Source organism: Bradyrhizobium sp. Pha-3 (assembly GCF_042258615.1).
Classification (GTDB): Bacteria; Pseudomonadota; Alphaproteobacteria; order Rhizobiales; family Xanthobacteraceae; genus Bradyrhizobium.
On record NZ_CP170152.1, the window covers coordinates 5,624,225 to 5,644,917 of the forward strand.

The window sequence follows — 20,693 nt, forward strand, 5'->3', positions numbered from 1 at the left end:
AGATATTTGTATGACATACAAACAAAGAAATCAACCCGGAACTGCGCAAAGTTGCGCCGAACGGCCCGGAGGGCTACGACCCGTCGCAAATCCGCAAGGCCAAGAACCCTCCGCGGACCCTTGCCTTCGCGGCCAAAATCCGTATAAAGCGCCCCATTCGTGGGCTCCGGCCGGGAGCTGAACGGACGGTCTCAGCAAATTCACCCTTTCATTTTGATGTGGCGATTTTGATGTGGCAGGGCCAGTCGGCCCGTCGTCCCGTGCTCCCGCCTTCTGAGCAGCTCGAGTCCTTTCCGAAGGTCTCGAAGGGCTTGTCGCCGGAACCCGCGCCAACACAGGAAAGGACAACCATGCCTCTATATGAGCATGTTTTTCTCGCGCGTCAGGATGCGAGCACCCAGCAGGTGGATGAACTGACGGCCCAGATGACGGGTATCGTCGAACAGGGCGGCGGCAAGGTCACCAAGACCGAGAGCTGGGGCGTGCGCTCCCTCACCTACCGCATGAACAAGAACCGCAAGGCGCATTTCGTGCTGATGAACATCGACGCACCGTCGGCTGTCGTCACCGAGATCGAGCGCCAGGAGCGGATCAGCGAAGACGTCATCCGCTATCTCACCGTGCGCGTCGAAGAGCACGAGGAAGGCCCGTCCGCGATGATGCGCAAGGCCGACCGTGACCGCGAGCGCGATGACCGCGGCGGTGGCTTCCGCGGCGACCGCGAAGGCGGCTTCCGTGGTGATCGCGATGGCGGCGGCTTCCGCGGCGATCGTGGCCCGCGCCGTCCGCGCGAAGAAGAAGCTGCGACCGAGGAGTAATGAATCATGGCTGATGCTGGTGCCCGCCGTCCGTTTTTCCGTCGTCGCAAGTCCTGCCCGTTCACGGGCGCGAATGCGCCGAAGATCGACTACAAGGATTCCAAGCTGCTGATGCGTTACGTCTCCGAGCGCGGCAAGATCGTGCCGAGCCGCATCACGGCCGTGTCCGCCAAGAAGCAGCGTGAGCTCGCCCGCGCCATCAAGCGCGCGCGCTTCCTCGGCCTGCTGCCCTACGTTATTCGCTAACCGTTTCCGGCCGGCGGCATGCGCCGCCGGCCGCTCATTCTCATAAGGCTTCCGGGTCGTCCGGTCGCCGATGGTTGGGGTTCTCGACAGAGTGCCTCTAACCGCTCGAAAGGAGCGGGACAGCTGATGATCGCGATCCTCATTGTTGCACTTGCCGCCGGCGCCGCGTCGGCGCTGATGTTCGCCTCGATCGTTTCGGGCGCGGCGGTCTCGATATTGCTGTTCTATCTCGCGCCGCTGCCTCTGATGGTGACGGCGCTCGGCTGGGGCCCGCTCGCCGCGGCCATCGGCGGTATCGCTGCAGCATCCGTGCTCGGCGCGCTCTTCGGACTTCCCTATTGCATCGCGTTTGCCATGATGGTCGCCCTGCCCGGCTGGTGGCTCGGCCATCTGGCTCTGCTCGGACGGCCGATCGCGGGCGCAGCCGGCGATAGCGCTGCCCAGCAGCCGCCGGCGCTCGAGTGGTATCCCGTCGGCCGTATCCTGCTCTGGATCGCGGCCTTCGCCGTTGTCACCACGACCGCCGCGCTGCTGACGCTTGGCACGGATACCGACACGATCACCGGCACGTTGCGGCGCGGCCTGCTCAAGATGCTCAGCGCCGGCGAAGGTCAAGCCGGCAGTGACATCGAACGGGTCGTCGACGCGTTGGTGATCTTTGCGCCGCTCGCGGCAACGGTGATCGCGATGGTCACGCTGACGCTCAACCTGTGGCTCGCCGGCAAGATCACGCAAACCTCCGGCCGGCTGAACCGGCCGTGGCCGGAGCTCCGCGGCACCGCGCTCCCCGCCATGGCGCTGGTCGCCTTGCTGGTGGCGGTGGCGGCCAGCTTCGTCGGCGGCATGCTTGCGCTGCTGGCGCAGATCGTGACCACCGCGCTCGTGATCGCCTATGCGCTGGTCGGCTTCGCCGTGCTGCACACCCTGACGCTGTCGCTTACCAATCGCGGGTTCTGGCTCGGCGGCATCTACGCCGTCGTCGTCATGTTCGGCTGGCCGATCGTGGCAATCTTCGCGCTCGGCATTGCCGACGCCGTGTTCGGCCTGCGCCAGCGCTATCTGCAAACCAGACCGCCGCCTTTGCCTGCGGCCTGACATTCGATCCAACCACTCAACCCGATACTTAGCCTCTAAAGGAGAACGAAAATGGAAGTCATTCTGCTGGAACGCGTTGCCAAGCTTGGCCAGATGGGCGAAGTCGTGCGCGTCAAGGACGGGTTCGCCCGCAACTTCTTGCTGAAGCGCGGCAAGGCGCTGCGCGCCACCGAAGCGAACCGCGCCAAGTATGACGGCATGAAGGCCGAGCTCGAGGCCAACAACATCAAGGCCAAGGGCGAAGCCGCCGTTGTCGCCGAGAAGATCGACGGCCGCGACATCATCATCATCCGCCAGGCCTCCGAGTCCGGCCAGCTGTTCGGCTCGGTCACGGTGCGCGACATCGTCACGGCGCTGGCCGCCGACGGCGTGAACGTTGCGCGACCGCAGGTCTGGCTCGACTCGCCGATCAAGGTGATCGGCGCGCAGAAGGTGACGATCGCGGTTCACCCCGAGGTCGAAACCAGCGTCACCGTGACGGTCGCCCGCTCCGCAGAAGAGGCCGAGCGCATCAAGCGCGGCGAGGACATCTCGACCCGCCAGGAAGACCAGGACGCCGCCGCCGAAGCGCTCGCCGCCGCCGGCGAATTCTTCGATCCGGAAGCCCAGCACGACGACGAGGCCGAGCCGGCTCCGGCTGCCGAAGAGAAGTAAGCGTCTCTTCATTTCTCCACCGACTGAAGCCCGGCCCCATCAGGCCGGGCTTTGGATTCGTGCCGCCGCCTGATCGTCGAGCATCGCGATCGACGCCAATGCGGTCGCGGTATGCTTTTCTTTGCCATCGATGATGCAGAACACGTCGGCTGCGACGACGGCGACCTGGCGTCCCGGCTTGATCACGCGCGCCCGGCAGATCAGGCGATCGCCCGATGCCGGCGACAGCAGGTTCAGCTTGTACTCGGCCGTCAGCGCCGGCTGGCCACGCGACGTCGCCGCCGCAATCGTGGTGGCGTTGTCGACCAGAAACGCCGTCACCCCGCCGTGAAACAGGCCGTGCTGCTGCAACAGTTCAGGCCGCCGGTCCACCGCGAGCGTGCACGCGCCGCGCGACAGCTCGGCCACCTCGGCACCGACAAGGCCCATGAAGCCCTGACGGCCGACATTGTCGCGAATTCGCGTCGCGATCGGCGCAAAGTCCGGATCGGCCTCGTTCATGACGTCCCTCCTGCTCGCTCCGGCGCACCCGGCGCCACCACCGCGCGGATCGCGCAGGCGACCAGCGTCTCGACCTGCTCGCGCGGGTCGCCGGGATGGCGGCCCGACAGATAGGCGCGGCAAAAGATCTGCGCCGGCCCGATGATCTGGCTGAAGAACAGCACAGCGCTCATCGGCAGCAACTCGCCGCGCGCGAGCAGCGGCGCGCGCCAGCGCTCAATGCCATCAGTCAGCCGCGAGTTCTCGGTGCGCTGCGCGCCGCGCACCTCCTCGCCCCACTCGCTGCGCGAAATCTCGAACAGAAAGCGCGCCTCGCGCCTGAAGGTCACGACCCAATCGAGGTGGGCGCGGATCAGCCGCGCAACGCCTTCGCTGGCGCCGTGCGTGTCGTTGACCGCGGTGATGATCGCGGCGTGATAGGCCTGCAGGATTTCCAGGAACAGGGTTCCGGCGAGCTGCTTCTTCGAGGTGAAGAAATGGAAGAAGCTGCCGTTCGACGCGCGGGCGCGGGCGCGGATCTCGGCCACCGTCGCGCCCTCGAAACCATCGCGGTCGAACACTGCCAGTCCCGCCGCCAGGAGATCTTCGCGTGCCGTACTCACCCGTGCTCCCTTCCTGACTAGATCAACACTCTAGAGTTATACTCTAGTGACAGTCAAATGATAACGCCGGACCTCCCGGCCCGGCGTTGGCGATTACTTCGAGGTTGGCGCTTCCGGCGGACCGGAGCCCGGCGTCGTCGGGGGTGGCGGAGGCGGCGCGGCTGCGGTTACCGGGGACGCGGCGGGCGCCGGCGCGGGAGATGCGGCAGCGGCCGGTTCGGGCGCCGGAGCAGCGGGCGTGACCTGCGGAACCGGGTCCGATCGCACGGCAACCGGCTCGCTGCCTGCGCTGCTCTTAGGCGCATCGACCTTGGGCGCATCGACCTTGGCCGTATCGGGCTGGCTGGCTGGCTTCGCCGGCCTCTCGGCCTCACCCTTGTCCTCGCGCTTGACGGCGGTCTGGGATTTGGGCTCGTCGCCCGCCGTCTCGCCCTTGGGCGCCTCGTCCGACTTCGGCTCCTCGACCGGCTTGCCGCGGCGGCCGTGCTTCTGGCGCGACGGCCTGCTCTCGCCCGCGGCCTGCGGGGTCTGGCCGTCGTCCGGCCTGGCACCATCAGGCGCCTCGCTCGGACGCGCCATGCGCCGGCCGCGGTGGGCGGGACGTGCTTCGGGATTCAAACCGTCGGCGTCGGGCTTCGCACCGTCATTGACGCCTTCCTTGGCCCCTTCCTGCGGCGTGGCACTCTGATGCTGCCGGCGCGACGGACGCTCGGCCGGCTGCTCCGGAGACTGGTTTGCCTCCTGCCTGCCTTCTCTGCCCTTTGCCCCCTTGGGCTGATCCTTGGCCTGGTAGCGCGGATCGTTGGCGCCGTTCGAGATCAGATAGGACGCCAGCACGCCGGCCATGTCGCTCGACGTCGTGTAGTGCTGGCGCAGGAAGCCCGGCAGCGAACCGGCCGGCACGGTCTTCAAGAGACCGCGCGGGCTCTTGTGGCAGGCCGTGCAGGTGTTGGCGAAGATCTGGGAGGGGCTTTTGCCGGCCTCGAGGTTCTGCGCTTGCGCTGATACGGCTGACAGGCAGCCAATCAGAAGCGTCACCGTCGCCAGACTGAGGGCTCGGCTCAACATTCCTTAAGTCTCCAGATTCCGGAAAAATCGCCGCCTGCGCCTCATGGATCGGCCGCGGCGGTCACCTTTTATCCGATTATCGCGCGAATGGAAGCGCGCGCGTGCCGCATCCACGCAATTGTCACATTTTGGAATATCGGCTTTGAGCACAACGCAATAGCGTGATCCAATTCCCTGCCTATGTTTGGATCGGGGACACATTGGAGTGATCAGCTCCGGTGATGTCAGTGTGCAGCTTGCCGTTCCGTTGGTGCTTCGATGGACCGATTGTTGCGATTTTTCTTGGGGCGCTTCATCCGCCGCGGTTCGATCACGTTCACGACCGCGAGCGGCGCCAAATTCACCTGTGGTGACGGCACGGGCATTCCGGTCGCCGCACGGTTCATGACCAGGGCCGCGGAACTGCGCATTCTGGTCGATCCCGAGCTGTACCTCGGCGAAGCCTTCATGGACGGCACCTTCGTGGTGGAGCAAGGCACCATCGCCGATGTGCTGGCTGTCCTGATGGGTCAGGCGGCCATGCTGCCGAACTTTGCCAGGCTGCAGGCCTGGGTTCGCTTCCTCGGGCGGCGCGCCCAGCAGCTCAATGTGCGCGGCCGCTCCCGGAGCAATGTCGCCCGCCATTACGACCTCGACGGCCGCCTCTATTCCCTCTTCCTCGACGCGGACAAGCAATACAGCTGCGCCTATTTCGAGACGCCTGACGCGGCGCTGGACGACGCCCAGCTTGCCAAGAAGCGCCACCTCGCCGCAAAACTGCTAATCAAACCCGGCCACCGCGTCCTCGACATCGGTTCCGGCTGGGGTGGCCTCGGGCTCTACCTCGCCGAGATGAGCGGCGCCGACGTCACCGGTGTCACGCTGTCGACCGAGCAGCTGCAGATTTCCAACGCCCGGGCGGCGGAAAAGAGCCTGACGCATTCGGCACGCTTCCTGCTGCAGGACTACCGCGACATCCCCGGCCCGTTCGACCGCATCGTCTCGGTCGGCATGTTCGAGCATGTCGGGGTCGCCTTCTACGAAACCTTCTTCAAGCGCTGCGCCGAGCTCCTGAGCGATGACGGCGTCATGCTGCTGCATTCGATCGGCCGTTCGACCGGTCCGGATGTCACCAGCCCCTGGATCCGGAAATACATCTTCCCCGGCGGATACATTCCGGCGCTCTCCGAAGTCATGCCGGCGATCGAAAAGGCCGGATTGCTGATCTGCGACATGGAGATCCTGCGCCTGCACTACGCCGATACCCTGAAGGCGTGGCGCGACCGCTTCATGGCGCGGCGCGAGGAGGCCGTGCGGCTCTACGACGAGACCTTTGCCCGGATGTGGGAATTCTATCTGGCAGCCTCGGAAATGTCGTTCCGGGTCCAGAACATGATGAATTTCCAGCTGCAGTTGACCAAGCGACAGGGCATCGTGCCGATGACCCGCGACTACATCGGCCGCGAGGAAGGCCGCCTCCGGCTCAAGGAAGCCGGGGCCGCAAAACCACGGCTGCAACTCGCCGGCGAATAGGTCGGAAAGCGCGGATACCGCTAGTTGCGGAGGCTGTAGGCCGAGCCGCAATGGGCGAAGGTCGGCGTCGGGCGCGCAAGGTGAGCCGCGGCGGCCGAAAGCAGGCTGATATCGCAGGGGACGCTCTGGACCTCCGGACGCCCCGCCTGCTCCATGGCATCGACAAGCGACGCCAGCCAACGGCGGTCCATGCCACCTGCCCGGCCAACCCTTGATCGCACTGTCTGAAACTCTCGAGCCATCGGCGCCGTATCTTCCCTGAGCGAAGACAACCCGGAAAGCGCCAGGTCGTTCCCGCGAAGCCGCCGCAAAGAAAAAAGCGGCAGATGTGATCTGCTTCACAGAGGTCTGTTCCGGGCTGTCGTAATGGTCCGGAATGACCCGAGAACCGCACCAGACGATGTTGGACCCGCAGCGCGACCTCGTGACCGATTACGCCCTGATCGCTACTGGCGTGGCGGCCGCCTTGATCGCGCTGGCTTTCCTCATCCTGGTCTGAGGAACCGAGGCCAGCACCGACCTCGCTGCTGGTTGGGCGCGGCAGCCCGGAAAAAGGTTCAGGCTGCGTCAGATTTTTGCCAACGATACCGCTGACCGGCCGGGCACCGCCGGTTTTCGACCGAATCCCCCGTCAAGCGGAATGCATCCGGGCGTCCCTGATTCACACATCGCGTTGTGTGAATCGTGCATAAGAAACATCCGTCCTTTCGCTTCCTGCCGGGCTGGCGCTTGATCGCGGCCCCACAGCCGAAAATCTCAGTAACGACGAAATCAGAAGAATAAGCTCGTCCATGGCCTTGATTGATTCGAACGTCCACAAGCTCACGCCCGACGCCGCGTCCCCGACCTATCGGAGCGCGCCGCATAATATCGAAGCGGAACAGGGACTGCTGGGCGCGATCCTGGTCAACAACGACGCCTTCTATCGGGTCTCCGATTTCCTGGAGTCGAAGCACTTCTTCGAAAGCATCCACCAGCAGATCTATGAAACGGCCGGCAGCCTGATCCGGATGGGCAAGGTCGCGAATCCCGTGACCTTGAAGACGTTCCTGCCTGCCGAGCTCGACCTGGGCGGCATGACGGTCAGCCAATACCTCGCCCGCCTCGCCGCCGAAGCGACCACCATCATCAACGCACAGGACTACGGGCGTACCGTCTATGATCTGAGCCTGCGCCGCAACCTGATCCAGATCGGCGAGGAGATCGTCAACGTCGCCTACGACGCACCGGTCGATTTTGCCCCGCGCGCGCAGATCGAGGACGCCGAACGGCAGCTCTACAGCCTCGCCGAGACCGGCCGCTACGATGGCGGCTTCCAGCGCTTTGCGGATGCACTCACAGTCGCCGTCGACATGGCGGCCAAGGCGTTCCAGCGCGACGGCAAACTGTCCGGCATTTCGACGGGACTGCGCGACCTCGACACCAAAATGGGCGGATTGCAGCCAAGCGATCTGATCGTACTCGCCGGCCGTCCCGGCATGGGCAAGACCTCGCTCGCCACCAACATCGCCTACAACATCGCCAAAGCCTATGTCCCCGAGGTGCAGGCCGACGGCACCACCAAGGCGGTGAACGGCGGCGCGGTCGGCTTCTTCTCCTGCGAAATGAGCGGCGAACAGCTCGCCACCCGTATTCTCGCCGAACGCACCGGCATTCCCTCCAGCCATATCCGGCGCGGCGGTATCTCCGAGCTCGATTTCGAGAAGATCCGCGACTGCTCGATCGAGTTGCAGTCGCTGCCGTTCTACGTCGACGAAACCGGTGGTCTCTCGATCTCGCAGCTCACCGCGCGCGCCCGCCGCCTCAAGCGGCAGAAGGGTCTCGACCTGATCGTGATCGACTACATCCAGCTGTTGCAGGGCTCGGGCAAGAAAGGCAACGACAACCGCGTGCAGGAAATCACCGAGATCACCACCAATCTGAAAGCGCTGGCGAAGGAGCTCAACGTCCCCGTGATCGCGCTGTCGCAGCTCTCGCGCCAGGTCGAAAACCGCGACGACAAGCGGCCGCAGCTTTCAGACCTGCGTGAATCCGGCTCGATCGAGCAGGACGCCGACGTCGTGATGTTCGTGTACCGCGAGGAATACTATCTCGCGAACAAGGAACCACGGCCCGGCACCCCGGAGCACGCGACCTGGCAGGCCGAAATGGAGCGCGCGCTCGGCAAGGCCGAAGTCATCATCGGCAAGCAGCGCCACGGTCCGACCGGCACCGTCGAACTGCACTTCGAAGCCAGCGTCACCCGGTTCGGCGACCTCGCATCGGACGGACTGGTCCCGGATCGCCCGCCCTCCTACTGACGGCGGGCACGGTTGAAGGTGGCCCTCCCCGCTTGTACAACTGAGCCATGAACATCGTGACCAACGCGAAATCGCAGCTGACGCCCGAAGCCAGACTGCTGGCGGCCCATCCGACCGCCACCGGCATCCTTACCGTCGACCTCGACGCCATCATCGCCAACTGGCGCAAGCTCGAGAAGACCGCGGTGCCGGCGGAATGCGCCGCCGTGGTCAAGGCCAACGCTTATGGCTGCGGCGCCGAGCAGGTGTCGCGGGCGCTGGCCAAGGCCGGCTGCAAGACCTTCTTCGTCGCCACCGTCGAGGAGGCTGCCGTGGTGCGCGCAGCCGTTCCGGAGGCGACCGTGTATGCGCTCGGCGGCTTCTTCCAGCAGACCGGCGACGCCTACGCCAGGATCGACTGCAAGCCTGTCATCGGCGATCTCAACGAGCTCGCCGAATGGGACGTGTTCTGCCGCCGCTCCGGCTGGTCCGGCGGCGCCGCCATCCATATCGATACCGGCATGAACCGGCTCGGGCTGACGGTCAGCGAAGCCCAGGGCATCATCCCGCGGATCAACGCCGGCGATCACGGCATCACGCTGGTCATGAGCCACCTCGCCTCCGCCGAACTGCTCAACAGCCCTGCCAACGCCAGGCAGCTGGCGAGCTTCCGCGAGATCGCGAGCCTGTTCGCCGGCGTGCCGGCCTCGCTCGCGAACTCATCCGGCGTGTTCCTCGGCGCCCAATTCCAGTTCGAGATGGTGCGGCCAGGCTGCGCGCTCTATGGCGTCAACCCGACGCCGGAGGCCGACAACCCGATGCGGCAGGTGGTCGATCTCAAGGCGCGCATCGTGCAGATCCGTAACATCGATCGCGGCGAGACCGTCGGCTATGGCGGTACCTGGACCGCGCGCCGGCCGACCCGGCTTGCGATCGTCTCCGCGGGCTATGCCGACGGCTATTTCCGCGCCGCCAGCGCCAATGACGGCACCCGCGGCGCCGAGGTCGTGGTCGCCGGCAAGCGTTGCCCGATCGCCGGCCGCGTCTCGATGGATCTGATCGCGGTCGACGTCACCGACCTCGACAAGAACGCCGTGCGGCGCGGCCACATGGTGACGCTGATCGGCGAAGGCATCACGGTCGACGAGGTCGCGCATCATTTCGGCACCATCGGCTACGAGGTGCTGACCAGCCTCGGCCGCCGCTTCGTGCGCATCTACAAGGGCGGCGATGCCGTCGCCACGAGCAGCGATGCGGCCGCCGAGAACAGCGAGGCCGTCACCGAGAAGAGCGAGCCGGCCGCGGCGCAAGCAGCGCCTCCTGCTTTGCCAACGGCAGCGCCTGCGCCGCCACCATTGCCTGCCGCCGCGCCCACGGCACCGTCCACCTGACGCGATCGAGGTTCGCGATTGCGCATGAAGATCGCGACCTTCAACATCAACAACATCAACCGCCGGCTCCCCAACCTGCTGCGCTGGCTGAAATCGGCCAGGCCCGACGTCGTCAGCCTGCAGGAGCTGAAGGCGAGCGACGCCGAGTTTCCGGCGGCCGCGCTCGAGAAGGCCGGCTACGGCGCGGTGTGGCAGGGACAGAAGACCTGGAACGGCGTCGCCATCCTCGCGCGCAAGGCCGAGCCGGTCTTGATCCGCACCGCCCTGCCCGGCGACGCCGGCGATCACGAGGCACGCTACATCGAGGCCGCGGTGCGCGGCATCGTCGTCACCAGCCTTTACCTTCCGAACGGCAATCCGCAGCCCGGCCCGAAATTCGACTACAAGCTCGCCTGGTTCAAGCGGCTGCGCGCCCATGCCGCCAAGCTGCTCAAGCAGCAGGTCCCCGTGGTGCTGGCCGGCGACTACAATGTCGCGCCGACGCCTCTCGACATCTATCCGACCCGCTCCTGGGACAAGGATGCGCTGATCCAGCCGAAGAGCCGCGCTGCGTTCAAGGCGCTGGTCGACCAAGGCTGGTGCGATGCGCTCCGCACGCTGCATCCGGATCGTCAGATGTTCACCTTCTGGGACTACAAGCGCCAGCGCTGGCCGCGCGATGCAGGTCTCCGGCTCGATCATCTGCTGCTCAGCCCCGACGTGGCGGCGCGGCTTCTGAAGGCCGGCGTAGATCGGAACGTTCGTGGCGAGGAAGGCGCCAGCGATCATGCGCCGGCGTGGGTGGTGTTGAAGTGATGGGCCGGTCTCACACCTCTTAACAATCAGCACAGGTGGTCGCGACCCGGATCGAATGATGCCGCATGCACCACCGTCGTCCTGGCGAAAGTCAGGCCCCTAACCACCGCATTCGGTGATGAACGGGATCGTGGCCCCGGCGTCGTGCAACAATTGAGATTTGGGGTAATGGGTCCTGGCTTTCGCCAGGACGACGTCGAATCTGTTGCACGGCGTGCGAGTCAAACATCCGCATTCTCGCGCCACGGGAGCCTGCGGTACAAGCGAATGCGGCCGGATGTGGCGGACCGGGTACAGCCGGAGGTGGTGCAAATCGAGTAGCCTGACATCGATTTGATTCATGCATTGGGGCTCCCCATGAAGACGTATTTCGTCGCCGCATCCATGCTCATGCTCGGCATTGCAAGCGCGTCCGCTGCCGACCTCGCCGCCCGCCCATACACCAAGGCGCCCCCGATCGTCGCCGCCACGACTGACTGGAGCGGATTCTATGTCGGCGCCAATGGCGGCGGCGGCTGGAGCCGGAAGTGCTGGGACATCGTGCCCTTCACCATCACCAATCCGACGCTCGGCGTCGTGAATTTCACCGGGCCGGAAGGTTGCCACACCGCGAGCGGCGCGACCGCCGGCGGCCAGATCGGTTATCGCTGGCAGCAGGCGGCCTGGGTGTTCGGCGTCGAAGCGCAGGGCAATTGGGCCGACCTTTCCGGTTCGAACCCGTCCATCGCCCCGTTGTTCGCAGGGTTCGCCAACCGCTCGAAGATCGATGCGATCGGCCTGTTCACCGGACAGGTCGGCTATTCCTGGGGCGCCTTCCTGCTGTACGCAAAGGGCGGAGCGGCCGTCGTGCGCGATCGCTACGAGAGCTTCATCACGCCGGCATTCGGACCGGGCGTACCGGTCGGATTCATCGCCGACCGCAGCAGCGAGACGCGCTGGGGTGGCGCGATCGGCGCCGGCACCGAATATGCGATCGCACACAACTGGTCGCTGGCGCTCGAATACGACCATCTGTTCATGGGAACCAACAATGTTCACATGACCTACGATCCCGTTTTCATCGCCCAGCTCAACCATGACGAACGCATCCGTCAGGACGTCGACATGGTGACGGTGCGCGTCAACTACCGCTTCGGCGGCCCGGTCGTCGCGAAGTATTGACGCTGCGCGCGACGACGCGTCCCTGGTTCAAGGCGCCCTTGCGCCGTCTCGAACCGTGAGGTCACACTGAGCCTTTCGCTTTCGAGACACGCATACGGCGTGGCTCGGGATCACGTCCCGGAGTGCGCGTGGGCTTCCTGTTCGTCCTCATCGTCGGCCTGGTCGCCGGCACCATCTCGGGCATCGTCGGCACCGGCTCGTCGATCATGCTGATGCCGGTGCTGGTCTATCAGTACGGACCGAAACAGGCGGTGCCGATCATGGCGGTCGCAGCCGTGATGGCCAATCTGTCGCGCATCCTGGCCTGGTGGCGCGAGGTCGACTGGCGCGCCTGCGCGGCCTACTCGGTCACGGGGATTCCGGCCGCAGCGCTCGGCGCGCGCACCTTGCTCGCTTTGCCCTCGCGCGCGGTCGATCTCGCGATCGGCGTGTTCCTGATCGCGATGGTGCCGGTGCGGCACTGGCTGGCGCAGCACAAACTGAAAGCCAATCTCTGGCATCTGATGATCGGCGGCGCGCTGATCGGCTATCTCACCGGCATCGTGGCCTCGACCGGTCCGCTCAGCGTGCCGCTGTTTTTGTTTTACGGCCTCAGCAAGGGCGCGTTCCTCGCCACCGAAGCGGCAAGCTCGCTCGGGCTCTATGTCAGCAAGTCGGTGACGTTCGAGCGGTTCGGCGCGCTGACACCCGACATCGCGCTGAAGGGCCTGATCGCCGGCGCCTCGCTGATGGCCGGCGCCTTCATCGCCAAACGCTTCGTGCTGCAGCTGAAGCCGGAGTCGTTCCGCCTGATCATGGACGGCATCATGCTGGCGGCGGGGGTGTCGCTGCTGTGGTCGGCAATGACGTCGTAGAATCGCAGGCGTGTCGTAATTCTACGGGGTTCCGCGCACACTTGGCGGTGTGTACTCCGAATGAGCCTTGCTGCGCGCTCACCTCCCGGTGTTACCCGGATTGCCTCCATCCGGCCTCTGCGCTTATGACAACTGCATTACGTACACTCGATCGTTTGCGGAAAAGAACTTTGCTCCAGCAGGCATCACGGGATTGATCGACGACCCGGATGCGAATCCCGAGAGTCAGGCGACACGTGGTGGGCTATCGAGCGCACACCTCAACGGCTGATGTCGACCTGACGGATTCGGGATCGCAAGTCGAAGCATTGGGAATAGCGGGTTGTCAGAACCCGCAGCAGGTAGGAAGGCAGACGCGCGATGCGCAAGATGATGATCACGACTGCGGCGGCCGTCATGTTCGCTGTTGCCGGCGCGGCCTTGTGGCCGACCGCAAAACCCGATGTCGAGCATCTCGGGGACAGCGTCTACGAGACGATCTGGGTCTGGCGCATTCCAGCCTACGCGAACAATCCGTCCTGGCGCGTTCGCTGGAGCTGGACCGATCCGCTGCGGGCGCAGGCACGATGCTGCCGGGCTTTGCCGACGGGCTTGGCTCCGCACGAGAGTTCGCCGCTGCTGCTGTCGGGACGAGACATCCGCGCTTGAACGCGGCCGGCGATCGAGCAGCCACGCATTTGATTCAAATTCGCGTTGTAGTTGAACTTACTTTTTATCCTTAACCAGAAACCCGATCTTTAATTTACATCTGCAAGATGCGGTTTACCTTGTCTCCGCGAACACAGCGGATTCAGGGACAACAACAAGATGCGCCAGTTAAGCCTTACGCTGTCATTGGCCTTCTTTCTCGCAACACAAGCCGTGAGCGTCGCCGCCGACGATGCGAAACCGAACCAACCGGGTTCGGCTGCCGCCGTTGACCGCGTCGCGTGTTCCCTGCAACCAAAAGCTGAGGAACCGTCCGATCCGTCGTCGACCTCGGCGATCCCTCGCCCAGAAAAATTCGTCGCACGGGACCATTTCAAGGAGAACATCGCCTCGAGCGCGCCGGTGAAAATCTCCTGGCTGGGTGCGACCTTCGCGCAACGCTTCACGAACAAGGTCGAGGACGAGACCGGCGGCGCATCGTTGCAGACCTACGTTCTGAGCGCAGCCTCGAGCGATAGGGAGATCCTGGCCAAACTGGGTCCGAGCCACGAGAGCCGGTTGGCCGACGTCTGGTGCAGGTTGCAGCAGCAGCCCAACGGCAATGGCGGCCCGCTCGAGATCAACGCCAAGCCGAACGTGTTTTATGTTCGCGATATCGCAGGCGAGCTTGGCGCCGTCGACGTGCTCTGGGGCGGCGTCGGATGGGAGGTCGGCGCAAGCCCGGTCGGGGACAAGCCGCGATGGCCGGCCGGAACGCGGGTCTTCTCTCGCTGAGCCCGTCGTCCCATCAGGTGCTCCATCTTCGATGGATCGTGCGCGCCGGCCGAACCGTGCTATGCATCGTGGGCGATAGCGCGACTCACCTGCTCCATGGCCAAATCCACTCTCTCCTTCGTCTGCCAGAACTGCGGCGCGGCGTATAATCGCTGGCAGGGCAAGTGCGATTCCTGCGGCGAGTGGAACACGCTGGCCGAGGAAGATACCACGGGCTCGGTGCCGGTCTCGATCCGCAGCAAGCGCAAGGGGCGGACGTTCGCGCTGGAATCGCTCTCCGGCAAGACCCAGGACGCGCCGCGGCTGTCGTCGGGCATGGCCGAGCTCGACCGCGTTACCGGCGGCGGCTTCGTCCGCGGCTCGGTGCTCCTGGTGGGCGGCGATCCCGGCATCGGAAAATCGACGCTGCTGACCCAGGCAACCTCCATGATGGCGCGCGCAGGCCATCGCGCGGTCTACATCTCGGGCGAAGAGGCGGTCGCGCAGGTGCGGCTGCGCGCCGAGCGGCTCGGGCTCGCGGACGCGCCGGTGCAGCTCGCCTCCGAAACCTCGGTCGAGGACATCGTCTCGACGCTGTCGGAAGGCGCGGTGCCGCGGCTGATCGTGATCGATTCGATCCAGACCATGTGGACCGACACGGTCGAATCCGCGCCCGGCACGGTGACCCAGGTCCGCGCCTCGGCGCAGGCCCTCATTCGCTTCGCCAAGAAGACAGGGGCAACGATCATCCTGGTCGGGCATGTGACCAAGGACGGCCAGATCGCCGGCCCCCGCGTGGTCGAGCACATGGTCGATGCGGTGCTGTCGTTCGAGGGCGAAGGCTCGCAGCAGTTCCGCATCCTGCGCTCGGCGAAGAACCGATTCGGCGCGACCGACGAGATCGGCGTGTTCGAGATGACCGGCCTCGGCCTGCGCGAGGTCACCAACCCCTCGGAATTGTTCCTCTCCGAACGCGAGCTCGGCAGTCCCGGCACGGCGGTGTTCGCCGGCATCGAGGGCACCCGCCCGGTGCTGGTCGAGTTGCAGGCGCTGGTGGCGCCGACCTCGCTTGGCACCCCGCGCCGCGCCGTGGTCGGCTGGGACCCGAGCCGGCTGTCGATGGTGCTGGCGGTGCTGGAGGCGCATTGCGGCGTCAAATTGTCCGGACATGACGTCTATCTCAATGTCGCGGGCGGCCTGCGCATCCAGGAGCCGGCCGCGGACCTCGCCGCGGCGGCCGCGCTGGTCTCCTCGCTGGTGAATGCGCCGTTGCCGACGGATGCGGTCTATTTCGGCGAAATTTCGCTGTCCGGCGCGATCCGCCCGGTGGCGCAGACCCCGGCCCGGCTGAAAGAGGCCCTCAAGCTCGGCTTCGGCCGCGCCATCCTGCCCGAATCGGCCCGCGGCGATGGTGGCGGAGATAGCGGGCTGGCGCTGAACAGCGTCGGTAATCTGACCACGCTGGTCGCCGAAATTGCGGCGCGCGGTACGCCCCGAGGTGGCCGCGCTGCGCCACGGGACGACCAGGGCGGCTCCAGGGGTGCTGATCCGGCTGAGAAAAATGCCACACCGGCCCGATTCCGTCGCGAGACCAGCTAAAGCAGGCGTGACGTATCAGCCCCCCGCCGCTATACATCCGCCGCGCGGGACTGGTGGTGTTGCGGCCTTGCCGAATGCCCCCGATGCGCCTCAGTTAGGACGGCACCGACTTTGCCGATTCGCGAGCCCTTAACAGCGGACCCAAACGTACCAGCGGACCTGACCAGCCGATGCCCATAACGATACTTGATCTCGTCCTGCTCGGCGTGATGCTGATCTCGGGCCTGCTTGCAATGGTGCGCGGCTTCATGCGCGAGATCCTGTCGATCGCGGCCTGGGGCGCTGCCGCGCTGGTCACGCTGTATGCTTTCTCGAAGCTGCTGCCGACCGCCAAAACTTACTTCAACAACGACACGGTCGCGGCCGTCGTCGTGGTGGCCGGCGTCTTCATCGGCACGTTGATCGTGGTCTCGATCATCACGGTGCGGATCTCGGACATGATCCTGGATTCCCGGATCGGCGCGCTCGACCGCACCCTCGGCTTCCTGTTCGGCCTCGCCCGCGGCCTCCTGATCGTGGTCGTGGCGTTCATGTTCTTCACCTGGCTGGTTCCGGACAAGCAGCGGCCCGATTGGGTGACCGGCGCGAAGTCCCGGGTGGTGTTGCAGGGAACCGGGGATTGGCTGATGGCGCTCTTGCCTGACGACCCCGAGAACACCATCTTAAAGAAGTTCAAGAAGAATAAGCCGGACGACGATTCTGCGGCTGATACCAACGATCAGGCAACGCCGGCGTCGGGCGATGGCTATAGCAAACCTGCGCGTGACAGCTTGAAAAAGCTGATCGAGAAACCCGCGGGCCGATAACTTATTTGGGCCCCTTACGAGAGGCGATGAACGAGATGCAAACCCCTTCCGATCACGCCGCCCAAATGGATCTCGACCTCGGCCCGATCGAAATGCAGGACCATCTTAGACAAGACCATCTCCGACAGGACCACCGGGACGACGATCCCAGATACCATCCCGATCTCGATGGCGACACGCTCCGCGAGGAATGCGGCGTGTTCGGTGTCTTCGGCCACCCCGAGGCCGCCGCGATCACCGCGCTCGGCCTGCACGCCCTGCAACACCGCGGCCAGGAGGCCGCCGGCATCGTCTCCTTCGACGGCGGCCGCTTCCACAGTGAACGCCGCCTCGGCCTGGTCGGCGATGCCTTCTCCCGCCGCGAGGTGATCGATCGCCTGCCCGGCAACGCCGCGGTCGGCCATGTCCGCTACTCCACCACCGGCGGCACCATCCTGCGCAACGTGCAGCCGCTGTTCGCCGAGCTCAGTGCCGGCGGCTTTGCGGTCGGCCACAACGGCAACCTGACCAACGGCCTCACCCTGCGCCGCGAACTGGTCAAGGGCGGCGCCATGATGCAGTCGACCACCGACACCGAGGTGATCCTGCATCTCGTCGCACAGTCGAAGCGCACCCACTTCATCGACCGTTTCATCGAGGCGCTGCGCACCATCGAGGGCGCCTATGCGCTGGTCGCGCTGACCAACAAGAAGCTGGTCGGCGCCCGCGATCCGCTCGGCATCCGGCCCTTGGTGCTCGGCGATCTCGACGGCCATCCGATCCTGACCTCCGAGACCTGCGCGCTCGACATGATCGGCGCGAAATACGTCCGCGACATCGAGCCCGGCGAGATCATCGTGTTCGACGAGCGCGGCGCGCACAGCCACAAGCCGTTCCCGCCGAAGCCGGCGCGGCCCTGCATCTTCGAGTACATCTATTTCGCGCGGCCGGATTCGATCGTCGGCGGCCGCTCGGTGTACGACGTGCGCAAGGCGTTCGGCGCCCAGCTCGCGCGCGAGAGCCATCCCGAGGTCGATGTCGTGGTGCCGGTGCCGGATTCCGGCGTGCCCGCCGCGGTCGGCTACAGCCAGTATTCCGGCGTGCCGTTCGAACTCGGCATCATCCGCAACCACTATGTCGGCCGCACCTTCATCCAGCCGACCCAGACCGTGCGCGAGCTCGGCGTGCGCATGAAGCATTCGGCGAACCGCGCCGCGATCGAAGGCAAGCGCATCATCCTGATCGACGACTCGCTGGTGCGTGGCACCACTTCGAAGAAGATCGTGCGCATGATGCGCGATGCCGGCGCCCGCGAGGTGCATTTCCGCCTCGCCTCGCCGCCGATCCTCTATCCCGACTATTACGGCATCGACCTGCCGGACCGCGGCGGCCTGCTCGCCGCGACCCATTCGCTCGAGGAGATGCGCGACATCATCGGCGCCGACTCGCTCGCCTTCCTGTCGATCGACGGCATGTACCGCGCGATGGGCTATGAAGGGCGCGACCCGGCCAATCCGAGATTCGCCGACCACTGCTTCACCGGCGCCTATCCGACCCACCTCACCGACCAGAGCGAAACCGAGGCCCCGCCGCGGCAGCTTTCGCTGTTGGCCGAGGCGAGCTGACGCCCCATCCACGGTGTCGTCCCTGCCTAGGGCGCGATTGCGCTCCGGAGCAGGGACGCATAACCACCAGCCTATGAGGCAGGGGCAGTATTAGACACGAACACTTTCTTCCATTATCGCCGTCACGGCGTATGGGTCCCTGCTTTCGCAGGGACGACGATTTGTTAGAGTCCCTTCCATGACAAAACCCCTCGCCTCCCGTATTGCCCTCGTCACCGGCGCCTCGCGCGGGATCGGCTATGCGACATCGGTCGCGCTGGCCAAGGCCGGCGCGCACGTCGTCGCGGTGGCGCGCACGCAAGGAGGGCTGGAAGAGCTCGACGACGAGATCCGCAAGGACGGCGGCAGCGCCACGCTGGTGCCGCTCTCGCTCACCGATTACGACGGGATCGCGCGGCTCGGGCTCGCGCTGCATGAGCGCCACGGCAAGCTCGACATCCTGGTCGGCAACGCCGGCACCGCGGGCCCGTCCTCGCCGCTCGGCCATATCGAGCTGAAGCCGTGGAACGACGTGTTCGCGATCAACGTCACCGCCAACTTCCAGCTGATCCGCTGCATGGACCCGCTGCTGCGCCAGTCGGACGCCGGCCGCGCGGTGTTCGTCACGTCAGGCGTGGCGCACAAGGCCAACGCCTATCTCGGCCCCTATGCCGCCTCGAAGGCCGCCCTCGATGCGCTGGTGCGCTCCTGGGCCAACGAGACCGCCAACACGGCGCTGCGCGTCAATCTCTTCAGCCCCGGCCCGATCCGCACCCGGATGCGCGCGCAGGTGTTTCCCGGCGAAGACCCGATGACACTGGATACGCCCGACATGGCCGCCGAGTTCGTGGTGCCGATGTGCTCGCCCGCGTGGACCGAAACCGGCAAGCTCTACGACTACAAGGCGCGCACGCTGCGGAGCTTCCAGCCGCCGGTGTAGATTCGTTCTCTCTCCCGTAGCCCGGATGGAGCGAAGCGCAATCCGGGATATCTCTACGCGGCGAAACCGGCCCCGGATTTCGCTTCGCTCCATCCGGGCTACGCACCTCCTTGCGATTGACTCGTTCCGCTCCCCGCGATTGACTGCCCTCCTCAAGCGGGACGCCCCGCCAAGAAAAATCTCGGGAGGCATCATGACGCCGACGTTCAATCGCGCGCGCTCCATTCTGTCCGGATTGTTTCTCTCCGCCGGCATCGCATCAGCAGCCTTTTTCGCTCAACCAACGCCTGCCAGGGCCGATGACGTTCCGACCTTCGCGGTCGATGCGTCGTGGCCCAAGCAGCTGCCGAACAACTGGATCATCGGCCAGGTCGGCGGCATCACCGTCGACTGGCAGGGACATATCTGGGTGGTGCATCGCCCGCGCTCGCTGACCGATGGCGAGAAGGCGGCGAGCCTCACCCCGCCGCGCGCGAAATGCTGCGTGGCGGCGCCGCCGGTGCTCGAATTCGATGTCGACGGCAATCTGCTGCGAGCCTGGGGCGGCCCCGGCGACGGCTATCAATGGGTCGGCCGCGAGCACGGCATCGAGGTCGACGAGCGCGGCTTCGTCTGGATCGGCGGCAATGCCGATGACGACAGCGCGATCCTGAAGTTCACGCTCGACGGCAAGTATCTCGGCCAGATCGGCAAGATCGCAGCCCGCACCAACAGCAACGACACCACCCAGCTCGGCCGCCCCGCCGAGATGGCGATCGACAAGGATGCCAACGAACTCTACATCGCCGACGGCTATGGCAACCGCCGCGTCATCGTGTTCGACGCCACCACGCTGGCCTACAAGCGGCACTGGGGCGGCTACGGCAAGCTCCCCACCGACGACAAGCAGCCGCCTTATGATCCAAGCGCCGCGGTGCAGGAGCAGTTCGGCAATCCCGTGCATTGCATCAAGATCGCCAATGACGGGCTGGTCTATGTCTGCGACCGCAGCCAGGACCGCATCCAGGTGTTCCAGAAGAACGGCACCTTCGTCAGGGAATGGTTCTACGAGAAGAACACCCGCGGCGACGGCGCGGTGTTCGATCTCGCGCTATGGCCCGATCCGAAGCAGACCTATCTGCTCAACGCCGACGGCGCCAACAACGAGATCCGCGTGCTGAAGCGCGACGACGGCAGCGTGGTCGGCACCTTCGGCCATAGCGGCCGCAATGCCGGACAGTTCGCCCTGCTCCACGTCATGGCGGTGGACCAGAAGGGCAACGTCTACACCGGCGAGGTCGAGGGCAAGCGGATCCAGAAATTCAAGCTGACCTCGGATGCGCTCAAGTAGACATGACGGCAGGATGACGCTTCGACGCAGTTCATCCGGCTTTATGCGGATTGCCGCT

22 protein-coding genes are annotated in these 20,693 nt (G+C 65.4%); 18 read left to right on the top strand and 4 right to left on the bottom strand.

Annotated elements, in window-relative coordinates; translation table 11 throughout:
- The first annotated feature begins 350 nt into the window (after positions 1-350).
- The 4 genes from rpsF (at position 351) to rplI (ending at position 2,813) form a co-directional block, all read left to right on the top strand.
- Positions 351-818, top strand: coding sequence for a 30S ribosomal protein S6 (rpsF, locus tag ACE10Z_RS26800; protein ID WP_092113431.1), 468 nt, complete (start codon positions 351-353; stop codon positions 816-818).
- 6 nt (positions 819-824) lie between these two features.
- Positions 825-1,064 carry a 30S ribosomal protein S18 gene (gene rpsR / locus ACE10Z_RS26805; RefSeq protein WP_016844287.1) on the top strand — a complete coding sequence of 80 codons (240 nt, stop codon included), beginning with the start codon at positions 825-827 and terminating at the stop codon, positions 1,062-1,064.
- A 126-nt stretch (positions 1,065-1,190) separates the two neighbouring features.
- Entirely contained in the window at positions 1,191-2,159 is a 969-nt protein-coding gene (locus tag ACE10Z_RS26810) for a hypothetical protein (protein ID WP_375783440.1), read from the top strand.
- A gap of 51 nt (positions 2,160-2,210) precedes the next feature.
- Positions 2,211-2,813 (top strand): 50S ribosomal protein L9, encoded by a 603-nt coding sequence (gene rplI, locus ACE10Z_RS26815; protein WP_375783441.1) that lies wholly within the window; start codon positions 2,211-2,213, stop codon positions 2,811-2,813.
- A gap of 39 nt (positions 2,814-2,852) precedes the next feature.
- On the opposite strand, the gene ACE10Z_RS26820 is transcribed toward rplI, so the two are convergent.
- The 3 genes from ACE10Z_RS26820 to ACE10Z_RS26830 form a co-directional block, all read right to left on the bottom strand.
- Entirely contained in the window at positions 2,853-3,314 is a 462-nt protein-coding gene (locus tag ACE10Z_RS26820; RefSeq protein ID WP_223968043.1) for a PaaI family thioesterase, read from the bottom strand.
- Complete coding sequence (locus ACE10Z_RS26825) at positions 3,311-3,916, bottom strand: TetR/AcrR family transcriptional regulator (RefSeq protein ID WP_375783442.1); 606 nt, start codon at positions 3,914-3,916, stop codon at positions 3,311-3,313. The genes ACE10Z_RS26820 and ACE10Z_RS26825 overlap by 4 nt, the downstream gene beginning before the upstream one ends.
- A gap of 93 nt (positions 3,917-4,009) precedes the next feature.
- Positions 4,010-4,984 carry a hypothetical protein gene (locus ACE10Z_RS26830; protein WP_375783443.1) on the bottom strand — a complete coding sequence of 325 codons (975 nt, stop codon included), beginning with the start codon at positions 4,982-4,984 and terminating at the stop codon, positions 4,010-4,012.
- A 258-nt stretch (positions 4,985-5,242) separates the two neighbouring features.
- Here ACE10Z_RS26830 and ACE10Z_RS26835 point away from each other — a divergent pair, with 258 nt between their 5' ends.
- Entirely contained in the window at positions 5,243-6,496 is a 1,254-nt protein-coding gene (locus ACE10Z_RS26835; RefSeq protein WP_375783444.1) for a class I SAM-dependent methyltransferase, read from the top strand.
- A gap of 20 nt (positions 6,497-6,516) precedes the next feature.
- On the opposite strand, the gene ACE10Z_RS26840 is transcribed toward ACE10Z_RS26835, so the two are convergent.
- A complete protein-coding gene (locus tag ACE10Z_RS26840; protein ID WP_375783445.1) occupies positions 6,517-6,687 on the bottom strand; it encodes a hypothetical protein in 171 nt (56 codons plus the stop codon).
- Positions 6,688-6,872: 185 nt separating this feature from the next.
- On the opposite strand from ACE10Z_RS26840, the gene ACE10Z_RS26845 reads away from it, so the two are divergent.
- The 13 genes from ACE10Z_RS26845 to ACE10Z_RS26905 all read left to right on the top strand — a co-directional run bounded on the left by ACE10Z_RS26845 (position 6,873) and on the right by ACE10Z_RS26905 (position 20,635).
- Positions 6,873-6,995 carry a hypothetical protein gene (locus ACE10Z_RS26845; RefSeq protein WP_256437482.1) on the top strand — a complete coding sequence of 41 codons (123 nt, stop codon included), beginning with the start codon at positions 6,873-6,875 and terminating at the stop codon, positions 6,993-6,995.
- 292 nt (positions 6,996-7,287) lie between these two features.
- Positions 7,288-8,796 carry a replicative DNA helicase gene (locus ACE10Z_RS26850; RefSeq protein WP_375783446.1) on the top strand — a complete coding sequence of 503 codons (1,509 nt, stop codon included), beginning with the start codon at positions 7,288-7,290 and terminating at the stop codon, positions 8,794-8,796.
- Positions 8,797-8,843: 47 nt separating this feature from the next.
- Complete coding sequence (gene alr / locus ACE10Z_RS26855; protein ID WP_375783447.1) at positions 8,844-10,166, top strand: alanine racemase; 1,323 nt, start codon at positions 8,844-8,846, stop codon at positions 10,164-10,166.
- Between the two features lie 24 nt (positions 10,167-10,190).
- Positions 10,191-10,961: an exodeoxyribonuclease III gene (locus ACE10Z_RS26860; RefSeq protein WP_375783448.1), complete on the top strand. Its 771-nt coding sequence runs from the start codon at positions 10,191-10,193 to the stop codon at positions 10,959-10,961.
- A 357-nt stretch (positions 10,962-11,318) separates the two neighbouring features.
- Positions 11,319-12,122 carry an outer membrane protein gene (locus tag ACE10Z_RS26865; protein ID WP_375783449.1) on the top strand — a complete coding sequence of 268 codons (804 nt, stop codon included), beginning with the start codon at positions 11,319-11,321 and terminating at the stop codon, positions 12,120-12,122.
- A 128-nt stretch (positions 12,123-12,250) separates the two neighbouring features.
- Complete coding sequence (locus ACE10Z_RS26870; protein ID WP_375783450.1) at positions 12,251-12,976, top strand: sulfite exporter TauE/SafE family protein; 726 nt, start codon at positions 12,251-12,253, stop codon at positions 12,974-12,976.
- A gap of 360 nt (positions 12,977-13,336) precedes the next feature.
- Positions 13,337-13,624 (top strand): hypothetical protein, encoded by a 288-nt coding sequence (locus ACE10Z_RS26875; protein ID WP_375783451.1) that lies wholly within the window; start codon positions 13,337-13,339, stop codon positions 13,622-13,624.
- 159 nt (positions 13,625-13,783) lie between these two features.
- Positions 13,784-14,398 (top strand): hypothetical protein, encoded by a 615-nt coding sequence (locus ACE10Z_RS26880; protein ID WP_375783452.1) that lies wholly within the window; start codon positions 13,784-13,786, stop codon positions 14,396-14,398.
- A 96-nt stretch (positions 14,399-14,494) separates the two neighbouring features.
- A complete protein-coding gene (gene radA / locus ACE10Z_RS26885; protein WP_375783453.1) occupies positions 14,495-15,976 on the top strand; it encodes a DNA repair protein RadA in 1,482 nt (493 codons plus the stop codon).
- A 170-nt stretch (positions 15,977-16,146) separates the two neighbouring features.
- Positions 16,147-16,782: a CvpA family protein gene (locus ACE10Z_RS26890; RefSeq protein WP_050406454.1), complete on the top strand. Its 636-nt coding sequence runs from the start codon at positions 16,147-16,149 to the stop codon at positions 16,780-16,782.
- Between the two features lie 26 nt (positions 16,783-16,808).
- On the top strand, positions 16,809-18,386 hold the full coding sequence (purF, locus tag ACE10Z_RS26895) for an amidophosphoribosyltransferase (RefSeq protein WP_375783454.1): 1,578 nt from the start codon (positions 16,809-16,811) through the stop codon (positions 18,384-18,386).
- Between the two features lie 178 nt (positions 18,387-18,564).
- The gene (locus ACE10Z_RS26900) at positions 18,565-19,305 is read left to right on the top strand and encodes an SDR family NAD(P)-dependent oxidoreductase (RefSeq protein ID WP_375783455.1); all 741 of its coding nucleotides are present in this window, start codon (positions 18,565-18,567) and stop codon (positions 19,303-19,305) included.
- Positions 19,306-19,498: 193 nt separating this feature from the next.
- Entirely contained in the window at positions 19,499-20,635 is a 1,137-nt protein-coding gene (locus tag ACE10Z_RS26905) for a hypothetical protein (protein ID WP_375783456.1), read from the top strand.
- The last annotated feature ends 58 nt before the right edge of the window (positions 20,636-20,693 follow it).